The organism is Pseudonocardia hydrocarbonoxydans (assembly GCF_006539565.1).
In the GTDB taxonomy this organism is placed as follows: Bacteria; Actinomycetota; Actinomycetes; order Mycobacteriales; family Pseudonocardiaceae; genus Pseudonocardia; species Pseudonocardia hydrocarbonoxydans.
The window spans coordinates 235,928-256,539 of the sequence record NZ_BJNG01000017.1 but is presented as its reverse complement, the minus strand read 5'-3'; the positions used below and the strand labels follow the sequence as shown (position 1 = coordinate 256,539).

Sequence of the window (20,612 nt, the reverse complement as noted above, 5' to 3'; positions counted from 1 at the left end):
CTACACGACCTCGTTGCCCAGCAGCGGCAGCACCGGGCGGCACGGCACGTCGCCGGCGTTCTCCGGGTCGAGCGCGTTGAGGATCAGCTGCCCGGTGCGCTCGGAGAAGATGATCGACAGGTGGTCGGACAGGTCGATCTCGCACCCGTCCTGCACGACGATGTTGGTGGCGCCCTCGAGCACGCCGCTGGTGTAGGGGATCACCAGCTGGTCGTAGCGGGTCATGATCGTCGTGTAGTCGACGCCCTCGACGCGCGTGCCCTCCTCGGCCATCCGGTCCAGGTAGTCCGAGCCCGAGATGAACTGCGGGCACGACCCGCAGAAGGCCGCGACCGGGGCGCCCGCGAGGTCGCGCGCCGACAGGGTGTCGGCCACCTCGGCGACCGGGAGCGGGTCGGCCAGCGTGCCGTCGTAGAGCGGGGTGACCGCGACGTAGTCGTCGGTGACGGCGTCGCCGCCGAGGAACTGCAGCCAGTACTGCGGCATCAGCGTGCCCTCGGAGTGCCCGACCAGGTCGACCCGCTCCGCGCCGGTGGCCTCCAGCACGCCCTCGACGAACACGTCGAGCTCCTCGGCGCTCTGCTCCATCGGGTTCAGGCCGCCGACCCGCTCACCGGGCAGCGCCGTGCCGTAGGTCAGGGCGAACACGCAGTAGCCCTCGTTGGCCAGCAGCGGCGACATCGTCTGCCAGTTCGTCGTCTTCGACGCGCCCAGCCCGTGCACGAGGACGACCGGGTCGGGGTGCTCGGCGCTGGGCTCGCAGTCGTAGTCGTTGGCCCCGGGCGGGTCGGCGGCGTCGGGCGAGGCGGCGGCGAGCACGGTGGCCAGCCCGCCGTAGGGCACCGGGAGATCGCCCTCCTGCGCGGCCGCAGGCCCCGCCGCCAGCCCGGCGACCACGGCCGCGACGAGCGCGGCACCCCCGACGTACCCGATCCTGCGTCCCCGACCCATACCCGGCGAACGAGCGAGGTTACCGCGGGTTACTCCCGTGCGGGATGCGGTGGCGCAGCAGCACCCGGCTCCCCCGGTCGTCGTAGTGGATCAGCACCGACTCCGACATCGTGCTCATCAGCGGGATCCCCCGCCCGCCCTCGACGGGCCGCTCGGCGGGGGCCTGCCACTGGCCGTGGTCGACGATCTCGATGCACAGGGTCGTCGCGGCCTCGGTGTCCGCGTCCGCGGGCGGCTCGGTCCACAGCGTCAGCTCGACGGCCCCGGACTCGTCGGGGCCGTAGGCGTGGCGGACGGCGTTGGCGGCGGCCTCGTCGACGGCGAGGACGACGTCGGCGGTCTCGTCGTCGGTGAGCGACAGCGGTGCGAGCCACCCGGCGAGCTCGCGCCGGATGACGGTGAGTTGGGCGGGATCGGCGGGCCAGCTCCGGTGCACGAACTCGACGCGACCGTATTCGGACAGCTCCATGATCGTCGCGTTCCCGCCAGTCGCGAACCGGCAAACCCCGCCCACCGCTCACGACAGGCCGTTCGCCCGTTCACCCGTCCGGATCACCAGCCCGCCGCGCCGGCGAACGAGGTGGGTGCCGGATCCAGCCCCAGCCGGGTACGGGCGGCGGTGAGGTCGAGGGTGCGCTCCATCCCGAGCTGGCTCACCGCGTACCGGGTGAGCCGCGGCGGGTCCGGGCGCCGCAGTGCGCGCCACACCTGCTCGGCGGCCCCGGCCAGCGCCCACGCCGCACCCACGGGCAGGTGCCGCACGGTCACGTCCAGGCCGCGGGCGGCGAGCAGCCCGCGCAGTGCCGCGTCGAGGGTGACCGGCTCGGCGTCGCCGACGTTGTAGGTGCCCGGCGGCCCGGTGCAGCCGAGCAGCGCGGCCCGCGCCAGCGTGGCCACCGCGGTGAGGGTGTGTCGCGCGCTGCCGTCCCCGGCGACGACGAGCGTGCCGCCGCGCACCGCGGCCAGCACGCGGGGCAGCAGCGTGGGATCACCCGGGCCGTAGACGGCGTGCGGGCGCAGCACCACCGTCTCCGGCCGCCCGGCCAGCAACCGCTCGGCGGCCGCCTTCGACGCGCCGTAGGCGGTGAGGTGGCGCGCGGCGGGGCCGGCGGACTCGGGCGCGTCGACGGTCGGGACGTAGGGGTCGTACACGCTCGCGGTGGAGACGTGCACCAGCCGCACGCCGGGGAAGCTCGCCGCGACGTGCCGGGTGCCGTGCAGGTTGGCCGCCCAGACCGGGGCCGGGGCGCCCCAGTCGCGGACGGCGGCGGCCGCGTGCACGACGGCGTCGACGGCGGGCGGGTCGGGCAGCGGGCCGGTGGTGAGGTCCCACTCCCGGCGGGTCAGCGGGTGCACCGTCCACCCGCGGGCCCGGGCGGCGGCCACGACGGCCGAGCCGACGAACCCGCCCGCCCCGGTCACCGCGATCCGCACGGCCGCCCCTCCCCCCGGCGCGCCAGCAGGAGCCTCAGGGCCGCCCGGTCGGGCTTGCGGGTGCGGCCCGAGACCGGCACGGCGTCGACGACCACGACCTCGTCGGGCAGCGCGCTCGCGTCGAGCATCCCGGGCAGCGCGGCGCGGACCGCGTCGGCCAGGCCGGGCGGCGCGCCGGGGGCGGCGACGACGGCGAGCACGACGCGCTCGTCGCCGATCGCGTCCGGCACGCCGACCAGCACCGCCTCCGCGACGCCCGGCAGCGCCGAGATCGCGGGCTCGTGCAGCCCGGGGTAGATGTTCGTCCGGCCCCGGATGATCATGTCGGTGGCGCGGCCGCCCAGCACGACGGCGCCGTCGGCGGTGATCGTGGCGAGGTCACCGGTCGTGTGCTCGCGCAGCTCCGGACCGCCCAGGTAGCCGCGGGCGAGGTTCGCCCCCGCGACCACGAGCCGCCCCGCGGCGTCGACCCGGGCCCGCACGCCGGGCAGCGGGGCGCCGACCAGGTCGCCCGGCCCGCGGTGCGCGAGCTTCTCCGCCGCGGTGGCGATCGCGACGGGCAGGATCTCGGTCATCCCGTAGACCGCCAGGAACTCGACGCCGGGCAGCGCGGCGCACGCCCGGCGCAGCAGCGGGGGCAGCACCGGCGCGGCACCGAGCAGCACCCGGCGCAGCGACCGCGGCAGCGCCACCTCCCCGCGTTCGACGGCGTCGAGCACCGCGGCGAGATCGGCCGGGACGAGGAAGGTGTGGGTGGCGCCCTCCAACCCGCGCGCCAGCTCGTCCGGCCGGGCGGCGGGGGCGAAGCCGAAGGGCGGCATCGACCAGTGCCCGCCCCCGACGAGCGCGGGCAACCCGAGCAGGAACTGGTCGGTGTGCACGCGGGTGCCCGGGCCCAGCGCGCAGCGGGTGGACAGCACCTCCAGCGCCGCCCCGAGCGAGCCGCGGGTGTGCACCACGGCCTTCGGGGCGGCCGTGGTGCCCGCGGTGAAGACGACGACGGCGTCCTGCCCCAGGTCGGCCGGGACGTCCCGGACCGGGGCCGGGCGCATCAGGTCACGAAGCGCCACCGCGTTCCGCGGGACGCCCGGCAGCCACCGCCCGGCCCGGACGTGGCGCACCGGGAGCCCCGCGTAGTCGGGCAGCAGCACCCCGCGCCGCCGCGCCAGCGCCCGCAGCGGGGGCCGGCCCGCGGCGTGGAGCACCGACTCCGCGGCGGCCCAGGAGGGCGCGGCCAGCTCGGTGCGCGCCGCGAACAGCGCCGGGCCCACCCCGGGGTCGACGAACACCACCGTGCCCCCGGCCGCGACGGTGCCCAGCGCGAGCACGACCGCGTCCGGGCCGGGGCGCACGGAGAACAGCATCCGCTGCCCGGGCGCGAACCCCGCGTCGGCCAGCCGGGCCGCGACGGCCCGGATGCGGGTACCCAGCTGGGCGTAGGTCAGGGTCCGGCGGGGTGCCGGGCCGGTGAGCGCGGGGGCGTCGCCGTGCGCGTCGGTGGCGGCGAGCACCTGGGAGAGCAGGTCAGGCACCGTGCACCACCAGCTCCCGGTAGCCGGGGATCAGCACCCGCCGCGCCACCCGCCGGCGGGTGATCCGCAGCGGCCGGGCCAGGTGGGCGTCGAGCACGGCGTCGAGGACCAGCCGCGCCTGCGCGGTGGCCAGCGGCATGCCCAGGCAGAAGTGCGGCCCGGCGCCGAACCACAGGCGGCGCAGCTCGGGCGGGTGCGGGCGGTCCGGGTCGAAGCCGCCGAGCGCCCGCGCGGCCGAGACCGTGGCGATCACGACCCGGTCGCCGGGTGCCACCCCGACGGTCCCGATCCGGGCGGGCGCCGCCACCCGGCGCAGCATCACCGGCGACGGGACGGTGACCCGCAGCGCCTCGTCGACCGCGGCGTCGGCGCGGGAGCGGTCGGCCGCGACCGTCGCGAGCCATCCGGTGTCGTGCAGCAGCGCGACGAGCCGGGGCACGAACGACACGACGGTCTCGGTGCCGGTGAGCGCGAACGCCGCCACCGCGCCCCGGGCCTCGTGCTCGGTGAGCCCGAGGGCGCGCATCCGGCCGGGCACCGTGGCGGGGTCGCCGTCGCGGTAGGCGCGGGTGGCGGGCGCGGTGATCGCCTCCAGCGCGGCGCGGCCCCGCGCGACCTGGCGCGGCGTCAGCTGCGGGCGGGCCAGGCGCACCATCGAGGTGACGGCGGTGGCGGCGGCGAAGGCCGGACCGGCGGCGTCGCGGGCGTCGAGGCCGACCAGCCCCGCGATCACCGCACCCGCGAGCCGCTGCGCGACCGGCACCAGGTCGACCGGCTCCCCGGCGGCCAGCCGGTCGCGCAGCGCGGCGCAGTCCGGCCCCGCCACCCGCGCGCACAGGGCCGCGACCGCGGCCGGGGTGAACAGCCCGGCCAGCGCGCGGCGCAACGCCGCGTGCCCCGGCCCCTCCATGTTCAGCAGCACCGACGGCCCGACGACCGGGGTCCACAGGGCCGCGGGCGAACCCGGCCCCGTCTTGGCGAACGCGGCCGGGTCCGTCAGCACCTCCCGCGCCAGGGCCGCGTCGCTGACCACCACCCCCACCCGCGGCACCCGCACCACCGGCCCGACCCGGGCCAGGGCCCGCACCAGCGGGTAGGCGAGCGGGTGCGCGCCGAGCTGGACCCGTCGTTCCCAGCCCGCACTGCCCCTCACCGGATGTCCACGTGCTCGGGCCGGTAGCGGTGGTCGGCGTACCACCCCAGGGTGCGCACCAGCCCCCACGCCCGGACCCGCCTGCTCGACCCGCGCACGACCACGTCGCGCCGCGCGCCGTACCGGGCCGTGAGCGGGCGCACGGCGTTGACCAGCGCGCGGTCCTCGTGCACGTCCTGGATCCGGGTGCGCGGGAAGCCGCCCGCGCGCTCGTAGAGGGCGGCCGTGATCGCCATGTTGCAGCCCGCCGACATCACGTAGGGCCCGAGCGCGCCGGGCACGCGGTTGCCCGGGCGCAGGCGGCCGAACGCCGCGGCCACCGACACCGCCGCGACCAGCACCCCGCGCTGCCACGCCGGCACCCCCTCGTCGGTGCGCGGCAGCAGCCGGCCCGCGACGAGGTCGAGATCGGCGAACGCCGCCCGGATCCGTGCCGTCCAGTCCGGGGCGGGCACGCAGTCGGCGTCGGTGCGGGCGAGGTGGGTGGCTCCGGCGGCGATCGCGTGCCGCATCCCGGTGTCGGCCGCCGCTCCGGTGCCGCGCTGCGGCTCGACCACCACCCGCGCCCCGAGCGGGTGCGCCCGCACCACGTCGGCGGTGCCGTCTGTGGAGGCGTTGTCGACGACGAGCACCCGGAAATCCCGGTCGGTCTGCGCGGCCAGCGCGTCGAGCGTGGCCGTGATGCCCGCGGCCTCGTCGAAGGCGGGCACGACGACCCAGAGCCTCACAGCCGCATCCCTCACAGCCGGATCCCTCACAGCCGGATCACCGTGATCCCCAGGCTGACGCCCCCGGCCAGCCCGACCAGCGCCACCAGGTCACCCGGCCCGCAGCGGCCGAGCTCGCGGGCGGTGACCAGCTGCAGCGGCAGGCTCGCCGAGGCCACGTTGCCGTGCTCGGCGACGGTGACGACGAGCCGGTCGCGCGGCACCCCGGCCCCGCGGGCGAACACCTCGAGGTAGGGCAGCGACACCTGGTGCACCGCGACGACCGCCATGTCCTCCCAGGTCAGCCCCAGCCGGGCGAGCGTGTCGTCCAGGACGCCGGTGCCGACGGCGAGGAACGCGGCCTTGAGGCGCGCGGAGTCCATCGCGAAGTAGGTGTGCTCGACCTCGCGCGGGTGCAGCGACCCGCCCCCGGCCAGCGTGCCCGCCGCCCAGTGCCGGGAGTCGGCGGTGAACCCCGAGCCGAGCACGCCGGAGCCGGCCGGGGCGCCGTCGGTGAGCAGCAGGGCGGCACCGGCGTCGGACAGGGTGTAGCCGGGGAACGCGCGCAGGAACCCGCGCAGCGAGTCGACCTCCCAGCGCACCGCCCGCGACGGCGTCTCCCCCGAGACCACGAGCACCCGCCGGTACCGGCCGCAGGTGATCAGGGCGTCGGCCACCTCCAGGGCGTTGAGCACGCTGTTGCAGGCGTTCTTGACGTCCATCACCGGGCAGCCGAGCTCGAGCTTCGCGGCCACGATGTGCGCGGTGGCGGGCTCGACCATGTCCTGGCTGGCCGAGGCGAAGATCAGCAGGTCGACGTCGGAGGCCGCGGTGCCGGTCCCGGCCAGCAGCTTGCGGGCGGCGGCGGCGGCGAGGTCGGAGGCCTGCTCGTCGGGGCCCGCGACGTGCCGGGTGGTGATGCCGGTGAGCCGGTGGACGACCCCGCGCGGCGGCGTGTAGGGCGCGATCCGGCGCTCCACCTCCGCCGATCCCACCCGCCGTTCCGGCAGGTGCACCTCCACCCCCGCGAGTCGCGTCCCCACCTGTCCCCCTCCGCGTCACCCGTTCGACGGGTCGAAGACTAGGAGGCGCCGGGCCGGGCCACGACCGAGGAACTACCGAGTCGGCGCCCGGACCGCCCGGTCCGACCCCTGCCGCTGCCGCCCCGGTCTGTGCCAAGATCCCCGCCGTGCAGGGATTCCGACTCAACGGGTCGCGGGTGCTGGAGATCGACCTGATGGGCGACGCCGTGCGCGCCGCCACCGGGTCGATGATCGCCTACACCGGCGACGTCACGTTCAAGAACGCCGGCATGGGCGGCGGCGACGGCCTGATGGCGGGCCTCAAGCGCCGCGCCGCGGGCGAGTCCGTCGCGCTGATGCACTGCACGGGGCAGGGCACCGTGTGGTTCGCCAAGGACGCGATGGAGGTGCTGATCGTCGAGCTGAACGGCGACACCCTCAAGGTCGAGTCCGAGCAGCTGCTCGCGCTGTCGGACAAGCTCAAGACCGACGTCGCGTTCGCCGGGGTGCGCGGCGCGTCGTCGGGGCAGGGGCTGTTCACCACCACCGTCACCGGGTACGGCACGGTCGCGCTGCTCTCGGCGGGCGGCCCGCCGATCGCGCTGGAGGTCTCGCCGCAGTACCCGCTCGTCGTCGACCCCGACGCGTTCGTCGCCAGCCAGGGCCAGCTCAACCAGTCCTTCGTCACCGACGTGTCCTGGCGCAACCTGATCGGCGAGAGCTCCGGGGAGGCGTTCTCCCTGCGCTTCGACGGCAGCGGCGTCGTCTACATCCAGCCCGAGGAGCGCTGATCATGCCGTTCGAGCAGGTCAACGGCAAGGTGGTCGCGGTGTCCGTGGCGCCGGGCCGGGAGGTGCTGGCGCGCAAGGGCGCGATGCTCGCCTACACCGGCGACGTCCACTTCTCGCCGGTGCACATGGGCCAGGGCGGTGCGGGCGGCATGGTCGGGCGGATGATGTCGGGCGAGCAGGTGGCGATGATGGTCGCCCAGGGCAGCGGCACCGTGCACTACGGCTACCGCGGCCTCTACGTCACGATCATCGAGCTCGACGGCTCCGGCCCGCTCTCGGTGGAGGCCGACCGGCTGGTCGCCCACGACGCCGCGCTCCAGTCGACGGTGGTGTTCCTCGGCTCCCAGGGCGGCATCCGGGGCGCCGTGCGCGGCGCGGTGTCGGGGCAGGGGCTGTTCACCACCCAGCTGCACGGCTACGGCACCGCCGCGGTGCTGAGCCACGGCGGCACCATCGCGCTCCCGGTGAACGGGCGGCCGGTGGCCGTCGACCCGCAGGCCTACGTGGCCCACATCGGGCAGGTGAACGTCGACATCTCCGCCTCGGTCGGCTGGCGCGACGCCGTCGGCCGCGGGTCGGGCGAGGCCGTGCAGCTCAAGTGCACCGGCCAGGGAACCGTGTACGTCCAGGCATCGGAGCAGAAGCTGTGATCCCCCTCAACCCGACCACGCTGCCGGACAACGACAACATCCCCGGCAACCACTACGCCTACTGCGTGCGCCTGGACGGGCAGCTGTTCATGCAGACCGGCCGCATGATCGCCTACTACCCGGCCCCGCACAGCCAGGGCATCCGCTTCGAGCCGCTCACCGCGGCGAGCCTGGGCGGGATGGTCGCGACCCGGTTCTCCGCACCGCTCTACACCCGCGACTGGGTCGTCGCCGCCGGCGCCGGGCACCTGATCCTGGGCGACCGCGGCTACGACATCAACAGCTACGACCTCGACGACGGCAACCTGACGCTGCGCGCGGCCAACCTGCTGGCCTTCGACTCGACGCTCGAGCTCAAGCAGTCCATCGTCCCCGGGTTCCTGACGCTGATCGGCACCGGCAAGTTCCTCGCCTCCAGCTCCGGCCCGGTGATCTTCGCCGAGCCCCCGATCCGGGTCGACCCGGAGGCGCTGGTCGGCTGGGCCGACTGCCCGTCGCCCAGCCACCACTACGACGCCGGCTGGATGGGCGGCTTCCTGGCGGGCGCGATGGGGATGATGGGCGTCAACTCCGGGGAGGAGCGCCAGTTCGACTTCACCGGCGCGGGCACGGTGCTCATCCAGTCGAGCGAGAGCACCGTGGCCGACCCGCACCTGGTGCAGCAGCTGGAGGGCCAGCTCGCCGGGCTCGGGCTGTCCGGGCTGCAGCGCATGCAGCAGGCGGTGGCCCAACAGCTGGCCCAGCAGCAACAGCGCTGAACCCCGCGCGTCAGGGCTCGGCGAGCCAGACGAAGCCGAGCGTGGGCACGACGAGGCGGCCCTGGTGCACCAGCAGCGGGCCGTCGCTGGACAGCACCGTGTCGAGGGCGCCCAGCCCGTCGAGGACGTGGGCGCCGACCGTCACCGCGTGCTCGGCCATGTTCACCATGCCCACGAAGTGCCCGCTGCGCGGGTGGCGGCGGTGCCAGGCCAGCACGTGCGGGGAGTCGACGTCGAGCACCCGGCCCGCCCCCGCGGCGTGCAGCGCGGGCAGCGACGCCCGGGCCGCCGAGAGCGCCTTCATCCAGCCGAACACCCGGCCCTCCACCGTAGCGGGGTCGTGGCGCCGCGCGGCCGCGGCGTCGTCGAAGTACGGGCGGTGCATCCAGCGGTTGTCCCCGGCGAGTGCCGGGTCGTCGAGGTAGGAGGTGTCGTTGTCCTGCGCCAGCTCGTCACCCATGTAGATCAGCGGCACGCCGCCCCAGGCGAAGGTGACCGCGTGCAGCAGGACGAACCGGCGCAGCGCGGCCTCCAGCGCCGCCGCGTCGCCCCGCTCCCGCGCCTCGCTGATCCCGCACAGCGCGGCCGTGGAGCCGGAGATGCGGGCGTCACCGGTGGCCGGGTTCTCGCCGAAGCGCGCGCCGCGGGCGAAGGAGAGCGGGAACTCCCCGGAGTAGAAGGCGTTGAGGAAGTCGCGGTGGGCGGTCGGGTCGTAGCCGACGGCCCGGGCGTCGAGGTCGCCGACGGCCCAGCCGATGTCGTCGTGACAGCGCACGTAGGTGGCCCACGACGTCTCGTCGGGGATCGGGCGCAGGCGCCGCAGTGACTGCACGGCCAGCCGGGCGTCCTTCGTCGCGATGCTCGACCACAGCATCACCATGAGCTGGTTGTGGTAGGCCAGCTCGCACTCCGGGCGGTAGCGGTCGTGCCCGCCCAGGTAGGCCACCAGCTCGTCGGGGGCGACGATCGCCTCGGCCTTGAAGACCGTGGCCGGGGCCGCGAGCTGCACGCACGCGTGCAGCGCCTGCACGATGTCGTGCACCTCGGGCTGGTTCATGCAGGAGGTGCCGAGCCGCTTGCCCATGAACGGCACGGCGTCCATCCGGAAGATCTCGACGCCGCGGTTGGCCAGCCAGAGGATCTCCCCGAGCATCGCGGTGAAGACCCGGGGGTTGGAGTAGTCGAGATCCCACTGGTAGTCGAAGAAGGTGGTCCACACCCAGCCCGTGCCGGGCACCTCGGTGAACGAGCCGGGCGCCTGGTCGGGGAAGACGTCGGTGATCGTCGCCTCGTAGGCGTCGGGCATGGTGCGGTCGGGGAAGGCGAAGTAGAAGCCCGCGTACGCGGGGTCGCCCGCCTGCCAGGCGCGGGCCCACGGGTGCTCGCGGGCGGTGTGGTTGAGCACCAGGTCGACGCACAGGCTCATGTCGCGGGCGCGCAGCTGCGCGGCCAGGTCGGACAGGTCGTCCATGGTGCCCAGGCGGGGGTCGACCGCCCGGTAGTCGGCCACGGCGTACCCGCCGTCGTTGGCGCCCTCTCGCGGGGCGAGCAGCGGCATCAGGTGCAGGTAGGTGACGCCCAGCTCGGCGAGGTGGTCCAGGCGCCCGGCCAGCCCGTCGAGCGTGCCGGCGAAGCGGTCGGTGTAGGCGACGTAGCCGACCATCCGCTGGTGCTGGAACCAGCGGGGGTCGATCTCGCGGCGGCGATCGACCGCCCGCAGGTCCTCCGGGCGCTGGGCCGCGGCGTGCAGGGCGAGGCGCACCAGGGTGCCTGCCAGGGCGTCGGCGTCGGGGTAGAGCGCCGCCAGCGGCGTGTGGACGTCGGCGAACCAGCGGTCGAGCCGCGCGAGGAACCCCACGGCCTCGGCCCGCCCGAGGCAGCGCTCCGCGTCCCGCGCCACCTCCGGTCGCAGCAGCGCCAGCACCTCGGCGGCGCCGCGGGCCCGTTCACCGTCGGAGGGGGAGCCGGTGGTCGCGATCACCGGCACATCCTGCCAAAGGAGGGTCAGCCGTCGATGCCGACCGTCAGGGTGGCGGACAGGCCGGTGGCGACGTCTCCGGTGACGGTCGCGAGCTGGGTGGCGTACCCGTCGGAGAACACCATGTCGCGCTCCAGCGAGGTCTGCGCGAGGTTCCGCGCGCTCGACCCGTAGCCGTCGGTGGCGTACACCCGCTCGCACACGTCCTGCGGCAGGGCGAGCTGCGAGGTGACGGTGGCGTTGTCCGGGGTCGTGGCCGCGTCGAGGTCGGGGTAGACCTCGACTGCGCGTGTCGTGGTCGTGGTCGTGGTCGCTCATGGGACCCACGGTGCCGGACGTGGCTGTGCGCGCGCTGTGCGTCGGCTGTGGCCGGCTCTAGGGTCGGTGCCGTGGACCTCGACGACCTCGCCGACGCGCTCTACGGCGGGCCACCCGCCGACTTCGTCGCCACGCGCGACGAGGCGGTCCGCGCGGCGCGCGCCCGCGGCGACCGGGAGTTCGCGACGGCCGCGGGCCGCCTCCGGCGGCCGACCCGCGCCGCGTGGCTGGCCAACCTGCTGGCCCGCCACCGCCGCGAGCAGCTCGACGGGCTGCTCGCACTCGCCGGGAGCCTCGCCGACGCCCAGCGCACCCTCGACGGCGCCGCGCTGCGGGAGCTGTCGTCGCAGCGGCGCCGGCTCGTCGCGGGGATGGCGCGGGAGGCCGGGCGGCTGGCGCGCGAGGCCCACGAGCCCGTCGGCGACGCGCTGCTGCGCGAGCTGGCCGACATCCTGGAGGCCGCGCTGGCCGACCCCGTCGTGGCCGACGAGGTGCGCTCCGGGCGCCTGACCCGCACGATCACCTACTCCGGCTTCGGGCCCGACGCCGACCCGCAGGCGGCCGCGCGGCGTTCCGCGGAACGCGCGGCCGCCGCGCCAGCGGCCGCTGCCCCGGAGCCCGCGGCGGAACCGGCGGAGGACCCCGCCGAGGTCGCCCGCCGCGAGCGCGAGCAGCAGGAACGCCGCCGCGACCTCGCCGACGCCGAGGCGGCGGAGGCGACCGCCCGGGACCGGCGCGACGCGGCCGAGGCCGAGCACGAGCGCGCGGCGCAGGAGCACGAGCGGGCCCGCGAGCGCGTCGCGACGCTCACCGCCGAGCTCGAGGCCGCGCAGCGCCACGAGCGCACCGCGGCCGCGCAGGGCCGCGAGGCCGCCGCGGCGGCCAGGGCCGCGGCCCGCGAGGCGGGCGTCGCCGCCACCCGCACCGCCCGGGCCCGGGCCCGGGTCGAGGACGCGTGTGCGGGTGGCCACACCGGGGTGTGAGCCCCCCGCCGCCGCGGACACCCCTTCGGTATGGACACCCGCACCGTCATCCCCACCCTGATCACCCAGCTCCGCGCGATGCAGCAGCTGACGCAGACCGAGGCGCAGATCGCGCGGGTGCGCGTCGGGCAGGCGCGGACCGACGCCGTACGCCGCGAGCTCACGCAGAACGGGGCCAACGCCGAGCGCCGCACCGAGCGGATCGGCACCGAGCTGCGCCGCCTCGGGGGCGTGCCCGACGTCGTCACCCCGGCGATCGGCCGCGTCCTCGCGCTGGTGAAGTCGACCGTCGAGCAGGGTCAGCCGCTCGACGAGGCGCTGCTCGGTGACCTCACGCTGGAGCACCAGCTGCTCGACCGCGCCCGCTACGTCCGCACGCTGGCCCGCCGCGCCGAGCGCGCGTCCACCGAGCGCCTGGCCGACGACCTGGTCACCGCGCACGAGGCCACCGTCGACTGGCTGACCACCGTGCTGGCCGAGGAGGCCATGGGCGGGGTCACCGCGCTGGTCGCCACGCCGCTGCAGCGGGTCACCGGGGGCCTCACCCGCGCGGTGGGCCTGCCGACGCGCTTCGCGATCGAGCGCTTCAACCAGGCCGTCGCCGTCGTCTCGCGTACCGGTGAGCAGGTGCGCGACGGTGCCGAGGACATCGCCCGCGACACCGCGGCCACCGTCACCCGCATCGGGGCGGGGGCGCGTGAGGTCGCCACCGCGGGCCGCGACGCCGCGCTGGGCCGCGCCGAGCAGGTCGCCCGCCGCGACGGCGCGGACGCCACCGCCCGCGCCGTGCACGAGACCCGGCGCGACCTCGGCACGCTCGACGCCGCCGAGCTGCCCGTCCGCGACTACGACGAGCTCAACGTGCAGGACTCGATCACCGCGATCCGCGAGCTGTCGACGCCGGAGGACATCACGGCCGTCCTCACCTACGAGGAGGCCCACAAGAACCGGTCGGGCGTCGTCTCCGCCGCCCAGACCCGGTTCGCCGCGGTGGCGAAGGACGAGGCCGGGGTCTGATCCCCGGGCGGACCGGGCGCCCTCAGCGTCGCGCGGCCAGCAGGCCGAGCGCGTTGAGGGCGCCCCAGCCCAGACCCACCCCGATGGCCTTGCGCCGAGCGGCCGGGTCGTCGTTGGGCGAGAGCGCGAAGACCAGCGCGTCGCCCAGGTCGCCGGCGATGCGGGCGGCGATCGCCAGTTGCAGCGCCGGGCCCGCGGGCGCGGCGGCGATGGCGACGCCGTTGGCCAGGTCACGCACGCCGACGGCCCGCACGAGGATCCCGACCGGCGCGGGCGGCTCGTCGCCGGACAGGCCCGCGGGCTTGGCGAAGACGGCGGGCCGGACGAGCGTGGACAGCCCGTAGGCGGCGGTGAGCACGCCGAGCGTGCGGGGGAGCCAGGTCATGGCCCGATCCTCGCAGCATGCCTGCCGCGCCGCTCGGGGAGACTGGTCCCCGATGGACCTCCCCGACCTGCCCGTCCGGCCCGCGCTCGACGAGATCACCGCGACCCTGGACGGGCACGGCAGCGCCGTGCTGGTGGCCCCGCCGGGCACCGGGAAGACCACGCTGGTCCCGCTCGCCTTGCTCGCCCTGTCCGGTCGGGTGGTCGTCGCCGAGCCCCGCCGACTGGCCGCCCGCGCCGCCGCGGCCCGGATGGCGCACCTGCTCGGGGAGCCGGTGGGCGGGACCGTCGGGTACTCGGTGCGCGGGGACTCGCGGACCTCGGCACGGACCCGGATCGAGGTCGTCACCTCCGGGCTGCTGCTGCGGCGCCTGGCCGCCGACCCGGAGCAGGCCGCCGTGGGCACGGTGCTGCTCGACGAGTGCCACGAGCGCCACCTCGATGCCGACCTGCTGCTCGCCCTCCTGCTCGACGCCCGCGACGGGCTGCGCCCCGACCTGCGGCTGCTCGCGACCTCGGCCACCGTCGCGACCCCCCGGCTGGCGGAGCTGCTCGGCGACGCCCCGGTCCTGCGCGTGGAGGCCCGCACGTTCCCGGTCGACGTACGCCACGACCCGCCGCTGCGCGGGGAACGTCTGGAGGGCACGGTGGCACGGGCCGTGCGGGCGGCGCTGGCCGGGGGCGACGGCGACGTCCTCGTCTTCCTGCCCGGCGTCGCGGAGATCCGGCGGACGGCGGCCGCGCTGTCCGGCGTCGACGCCGACGTGCTGGTGCTGCACGGGCGGCTCCCCGCGGCCGAGCAGGACGCCGTGCTGCGCCGGCCGGACAGCGGTCCGCGGCGGGTGGTGCTGGCCACGGCGGTCGCCGAGTCGAGCCTGACGGTGCCCGGCGTGCGCGCCGTCGTCGACGCCGGGCTGGCGCGCACCCCGCGCGTCGACCACCGCCGCGGGCTGGCCGGGCTCGTCACCGTCCGGGTGTCCGACGCCGTCGCGCGGCAGCGGGCCGGGCGCGCGGGCCGGGAGGCCCCGGGCCGGGTGCACCGCTGCTGGCCCGAGGGCGAGCTGCTCCCCCGCTACCCCGAGCCGGAGATCCGCACCGCCGACCTCACCCGCCTCGCGCTCGACCTCGCCTGCTGGGGCACCCCCGACGGCACCGGCCTGCGCTGGTGGGACGCCCCGCCGGAGGGCCCGCTGCGCGCCGGGCAGGAGGTCCTGCGGGCGCTGGGAGCGCTGTCCGGCGACGGCACCGTCACCGACCGGGGACGGCGGATGGCCGGCATCGGTCTGCACCCCCGCCTGGCCAGGGCCCTGCTCGACGGGGCCGGGATGGTCGGCGCCGCGGCGGCGGCGGAGGTGGTGGCGCTGCTCGACGACGACACCCTCGGCAGCGGGCCCGACGCCGACACCGAGCTGGCCCGCCTGCGGGCGGGCACCGCCCCGGGCAGCGGCCGGTGGCGGGCCGAGGCGGGCCGGCTGCGCCGCCTGGTCCGCGGCTCCGGCGGCCCCGCGCGGCCCGCCCGCGCCGCGCCCGTCGTGGCGCTCGCGCATCCGGAGCGGCTGGCCCGGCGCCGCTCGGAGGGCGCGACGCGCTACCTGATGGCGGGTGGTACCGCCGTCGAGCTCCCGCCGGGGAGCCCGCTCGCCGCGGCGGAGTGGCTGGCGGTGGCGGTGGCCGACCGGGCTCCGGGCGCGGACCACGGCACCGTCCGGCTCGCCGCGGTGGCCGACCGCGAGCTGGCCGAGCTCGCGGCCCCGGCCCTGCTCACCGAGGCCGACGAGGTGCGCTGGGAGCGGGGCGACGTCGTCGCCCGGCACGTCCGGCGCCTCGGTGCGATCGTGCTGGACGAGCGCAGGCTCGACCGGCCCGATCCCGCCCTGCTCCGCGCCGCCCTGCTCGACGGCCTGCGCGCCGAGGGCACCGCGCTGCTGCGCTGGTCCGACGCCGCCCGACGGCTGCGCGACCGGCTCGCCACCCTGCACCGGGTGCTCGGGGAGCCGTGGCCCGACGTCGGCGACGACGCCCTGCTGGCCGGCGCGGACCGGTGGTGGGCCGGCCCGTTCGACCGCGCCCGCAGCCGGGCCGACCTCGGACGCATCGACGCCGGCCCGGTGCTGCGCGCGCTGCTCGACCGGCGCCACACCGCCGCCCTCGACGAGCTCGCCCCCGAGCGGATCACGGTGCCGACCGGCTCGTCGGTCACCCTGGACTGGTCCGGCGACCAGCCCGTGCTCGCCGTCCGGCTCCAGGAGTGCTTCGGCTGGACCGCCACCCCCACCGTCGCGGGCGGGCGGCTGCCGGTCGTGCTGCACCTGCTCTCCCCCGCCGGGCGCCCGGTGGCCGTCACCGCCGACCTCGCCTCGTTCTGGGCCACGGGCTACCCCCAGGTGCGCGGCGAGCTGCGCGGGCGCTATCCCCGCCACGCCTGGCCCGCGGACCCGCTGACCGCCGCGCCGACCCGGCGCACCGCCCGGCGCACACCGCGCTGAGGTGACCGGTCGGGGCCGCCCCGTACCCTCTCGGGCGTGTCCATCGACCCCGCCGACCTGGCCACCTGCCTGCGGGTGCTCGACCAGGTGACCGATCTCGATCCCGAGCACCCCGACGCCGTGGCGGTCCGGCGGGCGACGGCGGGGATCTGGAAGTCGGTGAAGCTGGCGCGCCGCCACGCGAAGCGCGACGCGGTGGCCGCGGCCGACCACGCCGTCACCGCCGCCACCGCCACCGGCGCGCCGGGCCGTATCGACGACGAGACGGCCGGGCTGCCGCTGGTGTCGACGGCCGCGGGTGCCAGCGCGGGCACGCTGCTGCGCTCGCGGGCCTGCTACACCTGCAAGTGCCGGTTCACCGTCGTCGACGCGTTCTACCACCAGCTCTGCCCGCCGTGCGCCGCCCTCAACCGCTCCCGGCGCGACGCCCGCACCGACCTCACCGGCCGCCGTGCCCTGCTCACCGGGGGCCGCGCCAAGATCGGCATGTACATCGCGCTGCGGCTGCTGCGCGACGGCGCCCACACCACGATCACCACCCGCTTCCCGCACGACGCCGTGCGCCGCTTCTCCGCGATGGAGGACTCGGCCGACTGGCTGCACCGGCTGCGGGTCGTCGGGGTCGACCTGCGCGACCCGGCGCAGGTGGTGGCGCTGGCCGACACCGTCGCCGCGCAGGGCCCGCTCGACATCCTGGTCAACAACGCGGCCCAGACCGTGCGCCGCTCCCCCGGCTCGTACTCCGCGCTGGTCGAGGCCGAGCGGGCGGCGTTGCCGGAGACCCCGGTCGAGGTGATCACCTTCGACCACGTGTCCGACGCCCACCCCGCGGTGCTGGCCGGGAGCCTGGAGCAGCAGAACCCCCATGCGGTCACCGAGCTGGCCCTGGCCGCGCGGCCCTTCTCGGAGGTCTACGACGCCTCACCGGAGCGCATCGCCGCCGGCACGGCCATCGACGCGGGCGGGCTGCTCCCGGACACCGCGCCGGTGAACAGCTGGACCCGGCACGTCGACGAGATCGACCCGCTGGAGCTGCTGGAGGTGCAGCTATGCAACCAGACGGCGCCGTTCATCCTGATCAGCAGGCTGCGCCCGGCACTGGCCGCGTCCCCCGCCCGCCGCACCTACGTCGTCAACGTGAGCGCGATGGAGGGCCAGTTCAGCCGCGCGTACAAGGGCCCCGGCCACCCGCACACCAACATGGCCAAGGCCGCGCTGAACATGCTCACCCGCACCAGCGCCGGGGAGATGCTGGCCACCGACGGCATCCTGATGACCGCCGTCGACACCGGCTGGATCACCGACGAACGGCCGCACCCCACCAAGCTGCGCCTGGCCCAGGAGGGTTTCCACGCCCCCCTGGACCTGGTCGACGGCGCGGCGCGCGTCTACGACCCGATCGTGCGCGGCGAGGCGGGCGAGGACCTGCACGGCTGCTTCCTCAAGGACTACGCCCCCACGAACTGGTGAGCCGGTAGCGGGTGTCTCAGTAGCGGCACTGCAGCACCTGCATCGCCCTGGCCGGCACCCGCACCCGCCCGCCGGGCACCGGGTGCCGGCGCCGGGCGTTGGCCAGCAGCGGGTCGGCGGTGTCGACGACGACCTGCCAGGTCCGGCCGTAGGACTCGTCGGGCACGGTGAACTGCACCTGCTGGTGGTGGGCGTTGATCAGCAGCAGGAACGAGTCGTCGACGATCTGCTCGCCGAGGTCGTCGCGCTCGGGGATGCCCTTGCCGTTGAGGAACACCCCGATGCTGCGGGTGCCGGAGTCCCAGTCGGCGTCGGTCATCTGCTGCCCGTCGGGGCGCAGCCAGGCGATGTCCTCGATGCTCGACCCGGTGATCGCCCGGCCCTGGAAGAACCGCCTGCGGCGGAAGACCGGGTGGTCCCGGCGCAGCCGCGCCACGCCCGCGGTGAACTCGGTGAGCACCTCGTGTGCGCGCGCGTCCTCCCAGTCGACCCAGCTGATCTCGCCGTCCTGGCAGTAGACGTTGTTGTTGCCGTGCTGGGTGCGGGAGAGCTCGTCGCCGTGGGCGATCATCGGGACGCCCTGGCTGAGCAGCAGGGTGGCCAGGAAGTTGCGCTTCTGCCGTTCGCGGAGCACGTTGACCTCGGCCGCCTCGGTGGGGCCCTCCTCACCGCAGTTCCACGAGCGGTTGTGGCTCTCCCCGTCGTTGTTGTCCTCGCCGTTGGCCTCGTTGTGCTTCTCGTTGTAGGAGACCAGGTCGTTGAGGGTGAACCCGTCGTGCGCGGTGACGAAGTTGATCGAGGCGATCGGGCGCCGGCTGTCGGCCTCGTAGAGGTCGGAGCTGCCGGTGAAGCGGGCGGCGAACTCCCCGATGCTCCCCGGCTCGCCGCGCCAGAAGTCGCGCACGGTGTCGCGGTACTTGCCGTTCCACTCCGTCCACAGCGGCGGGAACCCGCCCACCTGGTAGCCGCCGTCGCCGACGTCCCACGGCTCGGCGATCAGCTTCACCTGGCTGACGACCGGGTCCTGGTTGACCAGGTCGAAGAACGCCGAGAGCCGGTCGACCTGGTGGAACTCCCGGGCGAGGGAGGACGCGAGGTCGAAGCGGAACCCGTCGACGTGCATCTCGGTGACCCAGTACCGCAGCGAGTCCATGATCAGCCGCAACGACTCGTGGTGGCGGACGTTGAGGCTGTTGCCGGTGCCGGTGGTGTCGAAGTAGTGCTTCTCGTCGCCGTCGACGAGCCGGTAGTAGGCCTGGTTGTCCACGCCGCGGAACGACAGCGTCGGACCGAGGTGGTTGCCCTCGGCGGTGTGGTTGTAGACGACGTCGAGGATCACCTCGATGCCCGCCCGGTGCAGCGCGCGGACCATCGTCTTGAACTCCTGCACCTGCTCGCCGCGGGTGCCGAAGCAGGCGTAGCCGTTGTGCGGGGCGAAGAAGCCGATGGTGTTGTAGCCCCAGTAGTTGCGCAGGCCCCGGTCGTGCAGCGTCGAGTCGTGCACGAACTGGTGCACCGGCATGAGCTCCAGCGCCGTCACCCCGAGCGACTGCAGGTGCCGGATCATCGCCGGGTGCGCGAGGCCCGCGTAGGTGCCGCGGACGTCGTCGGGGACGTCGGGGTGGCGCATCGTCATGCCCTTGACGTGCGCCTCGTAGATCACGGTCTCGTGGTACGGGATGCGCAGCGGGCGGTCGTCCGCCCAGTCGAAGTAGGGGTTCACCACCACCGACGTGGCCGCGTAGGGGGCCGAGTCGGTCTCGTTGAACGAGTCGGGGTCGCCGAAGTGGTAGCCGAACAGCGCCTCGTCCCAGCGGTTCTCCCCGTCGACGGCCTTGGCGTAGGGGTCGAGCAGCAGCTTCGCGGGGTTGCAGCGCAGCCCCGCCGCCGGGTCGTGCGGGCCGTGCACCCGGTAGCCGTAGCGCTGGCCGGGGCCGCAGCGCGGCAGGTAGCCGTGCCACACCAGCCCGTCGCGCTCGGGGAGCGCGAGCCGCGTCTCGCCCCCGGCGTCGTCGATCAGGCACAGCTCGATGTGGTGGGCGACCTCGGAGAAGATCGCGAAGTTGGTGCCGCCACCGTCGTAGGTGGCGCCGAGGGGGAAGGGCTTGCCGGGCCAGATGTGCACGAGCCATCCCACCATCGACGAGCCCTTCCCGCTGGGTGCGACCGCGCAGCGGCCTCGTAGGTCACAGCACCGCTCGGGTCACAGCACCTCGTAGGTCAGCGTGCCCTCCGCGTCGACGGTGACGGTCACCTCGGCGACCAGCGACGGGTCGGCGACGTTCGCGGCCCCGCAGGCGATCGGCGTGCCCGGCGCGTTGACCAGCACCGTCCGCTCGTCGGACCCGCAGGCGACGACGATCTCCTCACCGACCTCGGTGCTGAGCAGCTCCGCGGTGGTCGTCTCCAGCTCGGCGACGAGCAGCGTGCGGTCGTGGGTGATCGTGAGGTTGCCGCGGTCGTCGTCCTGGCGCACGCCGTAGCTCAGCGGCTGCCCGTCCAGCGTCGCGGTGCAGGTGGTGACGGTGCCCGCGGCGACGTCGATGGTCTCGGGGCAGGCGACGTCGACCGGGACGATCCCGACCTCCTCCTGGGTGACGCGGACGATCTCGCTGCGCACGTCGTCGACGTCGAGGCGGGCCGGGGCGAGCAGGAGGAACGCGACGACGCCCGCGGCGCCGAGCAGCAGCACCACCCAGAGCACGAGCCCGACGACGAGCCCGGTCCGCCGGCGCGGCGGCGGCGGGGCGGCGGGCGGGAACGGCGGGGCGGCGGGCGGGAACGGCGGGGCGGCGGGCGGGAACTGCGGGGCGCCGTAGGGGTGGGACGGTCCGGCGAAGTGCGGGACGACGGTGGTGCGCTCGTACACGGTGGTCTCCTGGGATGGTCGGTGCGCGACGAGACAAACACTGCGCGCCGGGCGCCCTCCCGGGCGACGGTGGCTCCAGGCCGGTCGGGGTCGTGCCAGCACCACCCCG

Annotated in this window: 19 protein-coding genes; 7 read left to right on the top strand and 12 right to left on the bottom strand. The window is 75.8% G+C overall.

The annotated features are described in order from the left end of the window. The 7 genes from PHY01_RS12385 to PHY01_RS12355 all read right to left on the bottom strand — a co-directional run bounded on the left by PHY01_RS12385 (position 1) and on the right by PHY01_RS12355 (position 6,820). On the bottom strand, positions 1 to 951 hold the full coding sequence (locus PHY01_RS12385; RefSeq protein ID WP_141278737.1) for an esterase/lipase family protein: 951 nt from the start codon (positions 949 to 951) through the stop codon (positions 1 to 3). A gap of 19 nt (positions 952 to 970) precedes the next feature. Beyond that, a complete protein-coding gene (locus tag PHY01_RS12380) occupies positions 971 to 1,420 on the bottom strand; it encodes an ATP-binding protein (protein WP_141278736.1) in 450 nt (149 codons plus the stop codon). An 83-nt stretch (positions 1,421 to 1,503) separates the two neighbouring features. Beyond that, entirely contained in the window at positions 1,504 to 2,385 is an 882-nt protein-coding gene (locus PHY01_RS12375) for an NAD-dependent epimerase/dehydratase family protein (RefSeq protein ID WP_141278735.1), read from the bottom strand. Beyond that, on the bottom strand, positions 2,370 to 3,917 hold the full coding sequence (locus PHY01_RS12370; RefSeq protein WP_141278734.1) for a class I adenylate-forming enzyme family protein: 1,548 nt from the start codon (positions 3,915 to 3,917) through the stop codon (positions 2,370 to 2,372). The genes PHY01_RS12375 and PHY01_RS12370 overlap by 16 nt, the downstream gene beginning before the upstream one ends. Then, a complete protein-coding gene (locus PHY01_RS12365; RefSeq protein ID WP_141278733.1) occupies positions 3,910 to 5,070 on the bottom strand; it encodes a cytochrome P450 in 1,161 nt (386 codons plus the stop codon). Before PHY01_RS12365 ends, PHY01_RS12370 begins: the two co-directional genes overlap by 8 nt. Continuing rightward, a complete protein-coding gene (locus PHY01_RS12360; protein ID WP_141278732.1) occupies positions 5,067 to 5,798 on the bottom strand; it encodes a glycosyltransferase in 732 nt (243 codons plus the stop codon). The genes PHY01_RS12365 and PHY01_RS12360 overlap by 4 nt, the downstream gene beginning before the upstream one ends. 26 nt (positions 5,799 to 5,824) lie before the next feature. Beyond that, positions 5,825 to 6,820: a 3-oxoacyl-ACP synthase III family protein gene (locus tag PHY01_RS12355; RefSeq protein WP_141278731.1), complete on the bottom strand. Its 996-nt coding sequence runs from the start codon at positions 6,818 to 6,820 to the stop codon at positions 5,825 to 5,827. A gap of 146 nt (positions 6,821 to 6,966) precedes the next feature. Here PHY01_RS12355 and PHY01_RS12350 point away from each other — a divergent pair, with 146 nt between their 5' ends. The 3 genes from PHY01_RS12350 to PHY01_RS12340 are packed head-to-tail and all read left to right on the top strand — an operon-like array spanning position 6,967 to position 8,998. Next, complete coding sequence (locus PHY01_RS12350; protein WP_218030126.1) at positions 6,967 to 7,590, top strand: AIM24 family protein; 624 nt, start codon at positions 6,967 to 6,969, stop codon at positions 7,588 to 7,590. A gap of 2 nt (positions 7,591 to 7,592) precedes the next feature. After that, positions 7,593 to 8,240, top strand: a complete 648-nt coding sequence (locus PHY01_RS12345; RefSeq protein WP_141278730.1) for an AIM24 family protein — start codon at positions 7,593 to 7,595, stop codon at positions 8,238 to 8,240. Then, a complete protein-coding gene (locus PHY01_RS12340) occupies positions 8,237 to 8,998 on the top strand; it encodes an AIM24 family protein (protein WP_218030125.1) in 762 nt (253 codons plus the stop codon). The genes PHY01_RS12345 and PHY01_RS12340 overlap by 4 nt, the downstream gene beginning before the upstream one ends. A 10-nt stretch (positions 8,999 to 9,008) precedes the next feature. Here the strand turns inward: PHY01_RS12340 and PHY01_RS12335 are convergent, their stop codons facing one another. Then, positions 9,009 to 10,979 (bottom strand): alpha-amylase family protein, encoded by a 1,971-nt coding sequence (locus tag PHY01_RS12335; RefSeq protein ID WP_218030124.1) that lies wholly within the window; start codon positions 10,977 to 10,979, stop codon positions 9,009 to 9,011. A gap of 23 nt (positions 10,980 to 11,002) precedes the next feature. Beyond that, the gene (locus PHY01_RS26450) at positions 11,003 to 11,167 is read right to left on the bottom strand and encodes a peptidase associated/transthyretin-like domain-containing protein (RefSeq protein ID WP_170183779.1); all 165 of its coding nucleotides are present in this window, start codon (positions 11,165 to 11,167) and stop codon (positions 11,003 to 11,005) included. 198 nt (positions 11,168 to 11,365) lie between these two features. Here PHY01_RS26450 and PHY01_RS12330 point away from each other — a divergent pair, with 198 nt between their 5' ends. Both PHY01_RS12330 and PHY01_RS12325 read left to right on the top strand, forming a co-directional pair. Next, positions 11,366 to 12,277: a hypothetical protein gene (locus tag PHY01_RS12330; RefSeq protein WP_141278728.1), complete on the top strand. Its 912-nt coding sequence runs from the start codon at positions 11,366 to 11,368 to the stop codon at positions 12,275 to 12,277. 30 nt (positions 12,278 to 12,307) lie between these two features. After that, positions 12,308 to 13,294, top strand: coding sequence for a ferritin-like domain-containing protein (locus tag PHY01_RS12325; RefSeq protein WP_141278727.1), 987 nt, complete (start codon positions 12,308 to 12,310; stop codon positions 13,292 to 13,294). 22 nt (positions 13,295 to 13,316) lie between these two features. On the opposite strand, the gene PHY01_RS12320 is transcribed toward PHY01_RS12325, so the two are convergent. Further along, positions 13,317 to 13,679, bottom strand: a complete 363-nt coding sequence (locus PHY01_RS12320) for a hypothetical protein (protein WP_141278726.1) — start codon at positions 13,677 to 13,679, stop codon at positions 13,317 to 13,319. A gap of 52 nt (positions 13,680 to 13,731) precedes the next feature. On the opposite strand from PHY01_RS12320, the gene hrpB reads away from it, so the two are divergent. Then, positions 13,732 to 16,164, top strand: a complete 2,433-nt coding sequence (gene hrpB / locus PHY01_RS12315; protein ID WP_141278725.1) for an ATP-dependent helicase HrpB — start codon at positions 13,732 to 13,734, stop codon at positions 16,162 to 16,164. 36 nt (positions 16,165 to 16,200) lie between these two features. Next, positions 16,201 to 17,634, top strand: a complete 1,434-nt coding sequence (locus tag PHY01_RS12310; protein ID WP_141278724.1) for an SDR family NAD(P)-dependent oxidoreductase — start codon at positions 16,201 to 16,203, stop codon at positions 17,632 to 17,634. 16 nt (positions 17,635 to 17,650) lie between these two features. Here the strand turns inward: PHY01_RS12310 and glgX are convergent, their stop codons facing one another. Then, positions 17,651 to 19,759 carry a glycogen debranching protein GlgX gene (gene glgX, locus PHY01_RS12305; protein ID WP_141278775.1) on the bottom strand — a complete coding sequence of 703 codons (2,109 nt, stop codon included), beginning with the start codon at positions 19,757 to 19,759 and terminating at the stop codon, positions 17,651 to 17,653. Positions 19,760 to 19,837: 78 nt separating this feature from the next. After that, the gene (locus tag PHY01_RS12300; protein ID WP_170183778.1) at positions 19,838 to 20,503 is read right to left on the bottom strand and encodes a DUF4333 domain-containing protein; all 666 of its coding nucleotides are present in this window, start codon (positions 20,501 to 20,503) and stop codon (positions 19,838 to 19,840) included. Positions 20,504 to 20,612 lie beyond the last annotated feature (109 nt).

Coding starts and splice junctions, on each gene's coding strand:
- PHY01_RS12385 (WP_141278737.1), bottom strand. CDS start 951: ATGGGTCGGGGACGCAGGATCGGGTACGTCGGGGGTGCCGCGCTCGTC.
- PHY01_RS12380 (WP_141278736.1), bottom strand. CDS start 1,420: ATGGAGCTGTCCGAATACGGTCGCGTCGAGTTCGTGCACCGGAGCTGG.
- PHY01_RS12345 (WP_141278730.1), top strand. CDS start 7,593: ATGCCGTTCGAGCAGGTCAACGGCAAGGTGGTCGCGGTGTCCGTGGCG.
- PHY01_RS12325 (WP_141278727.1), top strand. CDS start 12,308: ATGGACACCCGCACCGTCATCCCCACCCTGATCACCCAGCTCCGCGCG.
- PHY01_RS12320 (WP_141278726.1), bottom strand. CDS start 13,679: ATGACCTGGCTCCCCCGCACGCTCGGCGTGCTCACCGCCGCCTACGGG.
- hrpB (WP_141278725.1), top strand. CDS start 13,732: ATGGACCTCCCCGACCTGCCCGTCCGGCCCGCGCTCGACGAGATCACC.